This is a genomic window from Acidiphilium sp. (assembly GCF_049977125.1).
Lineage (GTDB): Bacteria > Pseudomonadota > Alphaproteobacteria > Acetobacterales > Acetobacteraceae > Acidiphilium.
Genome location: NZ_JBMFGY010000225.1, coordinates 1 through 3,704 on the forward strand (window position 1 = coordinate 1; position 3,704 = coordinate 3,704).

The following is a 3,704-nucleotide window of genomic DNA, read 5'->3' on the forward strand; positions in this document are numbered from 1 at the left end:
CGGAAACCGGTGCTCCCGCGCTGACCGCCATGCTGAACGGGGTGCCGCCGGCGGATGCGGTGCCACTTGGCGTGATCGGCGCATCGCCGGAAGCGATCCGCGCGTGGCGGTATCGCGGCCAGATCTACATCCGCACGCGCGACAAGATCCTTTCCCCGGAATGGGATGGCTCGGAATACGGGCCTGATGGCGTGGGTATCTATGCCCTGCCGAATACGCCGGTGGTTCTGATGTCGGGCGGCGATGGTCGGACTTTCTCCGTTTCTTTCAAGGACGACTGATATGGCCGCAAACTTTCCCATCCTCGAGAAGCTTCGGACCGGTGTGTCGGCCGTCGGCAAGCGCAAGCTGATGATCGGGGCCGGCGTGCTGGGCGTCACCGCGATCAGTGCCTACGCGGTGGTCAAACCCAAACCCAAACCCCCGGCCAGTGTCGTCGGATACATGCCCAAACTCGATCATGCCGGCGGGACGCGCAACAAATCGACCTCGACCTATGATCAGCAATTGATGGCGGCTCAGGATGCGCTGGATGCCAGGAAAGCGGTCACCACGGGCGGGAGCTACGCCGGGCCTTTTGGCAACGCCCTCGCCAATCACCCGCGGCAAGTTCCACAGACGGCGGCTCCTGCGATCGTCCCGGTCGATCAGAAAGTGCCCCCGCGTCCGATTGTCACTCCCCCCTCGACGCAGCCGACACATCCTGCGGCCGGTGCGGATCCCACGGCAACGCAGCCGACGCCCAGTTCGGTGAGCTCCTATGATCAGGCGCGGTATCAGGCCTATGCGAACCAGATCAGGATGCTGATGGGCCAGATGCCCGGACCCGGACCGCAGACCAGTGTGATCATCAAACCGGTCGCGGCGAAGGACCCGGCCCCACTGCCGGTCACGGCTACGCAGGCCGATCCTGCCGCCGTGTCCGGAAAGGTCCCCTTCGGCCGCCCGCGTGACCGCGCGCCGGTGCTGATCCCGGCTGGTCATGGCGTCTACGGCGTCACGAAACTGGCGGTATCCTCCGATCAGGCCGACAGTCCGGTCGAGGTGCAGGCGCTGTCCGGACCCATCGCGGGCGACGACATGCTCGGGTCGTTCAGTCGCGAAGGCGATCGGCTGGTGGTCAAGCTGACCTCGATCACCCTGAAGGACGGCGAGCAGGCGTCGATCAACGCGCTCGTGGTGACGCCCGATACGATGCGTACGGCGGTCGCGACGTCGGTAAACGAACACTACGTCGATCGGATCGTGCTGCCGGCTGCGGCAGCCTTCGTCGAAGCGCTGGGTGGATCGCTCGGTCAGAGCGGCTCGGTGGAACAGACCTCGCCCCTGGGCGGGCTGACCGTGTTCTCGCACGTCAACACGGGGCAGGCGGTTGCGGCCGGTCTCGGCAATGCCGCCGGTACGCTCGGCAACGTCATCGAACAGACCGCACCGAAAGGTCCCACGGTCAAACTGGCTGCGGGAACCGATGTCGGCGTGCTGTTTCTCTCGCCCCTGAAAGCCAACACGCCGTGATCCGCCACCTCGCTGATCAACCCTTATTGCCCCGTTTTTCCGAAAGGCCCCGCCATGTCTGACGCAACCTCTGACGCGCCACTCCCGCGCACCCCGATCGCTTCTGCCACCGAACCCGCCATGCCGCGGCGTGCGCGCAAACGCGACACTATTCTGTTCGCAACGACAGCCCTGGTCGTCATTGGTGCGGCTGCCGGCGTCATCCTCCGTCACCGGATCGAGCCGGTGGTAGAACCGCTGATCGCCCATGTGTTCGGTCACCCGGTGCCCGGCGTCGAACCATCCCCTCAGTCTCGCACGGCGACCGCGTCCTCGATCTCCGACAATCCCACCGTCCCGAAACTGTCTCCCCCGCCGGTTCAGCGGGATGCGAGCCATGTGAACACGTCAAGCAGGACGATGGGACCCGCGAAGCCGGCCGGTGACATGCCAGCCAAGGCGAAAGACGCGACCCTGGTATCCCATCCCTCCGGTCACCCTGCGGGTTTGCCGGCATCCACCCTCAATGCCCTGGTCGATCTGAAGCCGGGCGCGATTCCGGCGACCGCGAAACAGTCCCTCGCCCCGGTCGGTCATACGGCGGCAAGGTCCCGGCTGGGGGAAACCGTCGTTGTTCCTTTCCCGGGGAATAAACCGGTTTCTGTCCCTGTGCTGGAGCACGCGGCGAAACCCACGACAGATCATCGGGTGGTGACCGGCAAGGTTTCGGATGCTTCAACCGTCACATCCGGCTCCACCTCGGCCGCTGTTCCGGCAATCACCGCCAAATCGATGACACCGCACCCGGAACCGATTGTTGCGGCGGTCCATCCTGCGGAGCCTCCCGCGCCCACGGTCAATGCGTTGCTTCATCCGATCGCTACGCCGATCGCTCCGGCCCATACGACGATCGCACCCGCCGATCGCGCGCCACCTGCGGGTACGACCCATGTGACCCCCGGCATCAAAACGACAGCGACGGCAGCAGTATCGACCGCAGGTACCGCGACCCTGGCAACCATTGCCCATCCGGTGCAGACGGCAACTCACCTCGTGGCCGGGCCTTTGACCCCAAAATCCGAGATCCCGGTGCTCTCGCTGGTCTCCCAACTCGGCGTTCTGGTGGCCCAGTTACGGGATGAGAACGAGGCGTTGGCGCACCAGGTGGCAACTTTGCAGGCAACGACCACACGACGTCTCGATACGTTCAGTCGCACGCTCAACCTCGATCAGGCCAAGAGTGCGCTGGCGCTGGCCGTGCAACCGGCGCAAGCCCCGCGCGCTGCGATCCATCCACATATTTTCCAGTCGCACAGCACGGTTCCGGTCGGGAAGATTTCAGCATCGAGCTATAAGATCGTCGCGTCGTCACCCGGCGTTGCGATCATTTCCCGCGATGGCCGCACCGAAGAGGTTTCGGTCGGAGACGTTGTCCCGGGCGTTGGTCGCGTGCTGGCGGTGACCCAGGATGGCACGACCTGGGTGGTCGACACGACCCATGGCGTCATCCGTTAGGCAGGGAAGGCAGCGGTGCAGGGGTTTCTCAATCTGGCGGATGCGATCGGCAATGCGATCACGATCATCCTGCCCGCGCTCTGCTACATTATCGGTAGTTGCTTGTTCATCCTCGGTGGCTATGGGTTGTGGCAGTCGGCCAAGCCAGGCTCGTATTGGGCGGGACACAAGTATCTGCCGTTCTTCGCGCTGGGGATCGCGAGCTGTTTCCTGTCCTTCGATCGCATCCTCAACAAGGCGGAAGCGAGTTTCGGCGGGACGGTCAGGTTCGGGATCGCCTCTCAGATCACCTCCTATACGACATCGACCGCGACCACTGTTCTGGGGGCGACGCCCGAGGAGACCGTGCTCAACCTGGTCCAGATGTTCGTGGGCTTTTTCATCCCGTTCGGCGCGCTGATGGTCTTTCTCGCAGGCAACAAGGTCTACGCGATCGGCAAAGGCGAGCGGCGCGGCGGCTACTCCGGTCCTGTGATCCAGACGATCTTTGGTCTCGGGCTGATCAACATCATCACGGTGACCCAATGGATCATGAGCAATTTTTCCTGACATGCGGGAGCGGGCGCATCCGGCGCCGCTCTGCCTCTCGCGTGCCCTTGGCGTTCAATCCGACGCCCAAATCACAACTGCGTGTAACGCGCATTATGTCCGCTCCACTTGCGATGCAGTTCGCTCTCCTGAAGCCGGGAATTGTC

General features: G+C 64.0%; 4 protein-coding genes. All 4 read left to right on the plus strand.

The window, feature by feature from the left end; all coding sequences use genetic code 11:
- Positions 1-281, plus strand: a 281-nt coding sequence (locus tag ACP5E6_RS17110; RefSeq protein ID WP_427956211.1) for a DotH/IcmK family type IV secretion protein, incomplete at its 5' end; no start/stop codon positions are given.
- A gap of 1 nt (position 282) precedes the next feature.
- Positions 283-1,515 (plus strand): hypothetical protein, encoded by a 1,233-nt coding sequence (locus tag ACP5E6_RS17115; protein ID WP_427956213.1) that lies wholly within the window; start codon positions 283-285, stop codon positions 1,513-1,515.
- Between the two features lie 54 nt (positions 1,516-1,569).
- Positions 1,570-3,009 (plus strand): hypothetical protein, encoded by a 1,440-nt coding sequence (locus ACP5E6_RS17120; RefSeq protein WP_427956216.1) that lies wholly within the window; start codon positions 1,570-1,572, stop codon positions 3,007-3,009.
- A gap of 15 nt (positions 3,010-3,024) precedes the next feature.
- The gene (locus ACP5E6_RS17125; RefSeq protein ID WP_427956218.1) at positions 3,025-3,558 is read left to right on the plus strand and encodes a hypothetical protein; all 534 of its coding nucleotides are present in this window, start codon (positions 3,025-3,027) and stop codon (positions 3,556-3,558) included.
- The last annotated feature ends 146 nt before the right edge of the window (positions 3,559-3,704 follow it).

What these genes read in the sequence shown, in the direction of transcription:
- ACP5E6_RS17120 (WP_427956216.1), top strand. Translation starts at nt 1,570, where the DNA reads ATGTCTGACGCAACCTCTGACGCGCCACTCCCGCGCACCCCGATCGCT.
- ACP5E6_RS17115 (WP_427956213.1), top strand. Translation starts at nt 283, where the DNA reads ATGGCCGCAAACTTTCCCATCCTCGAGAAGCTTCGGACCGGTGTGTCG.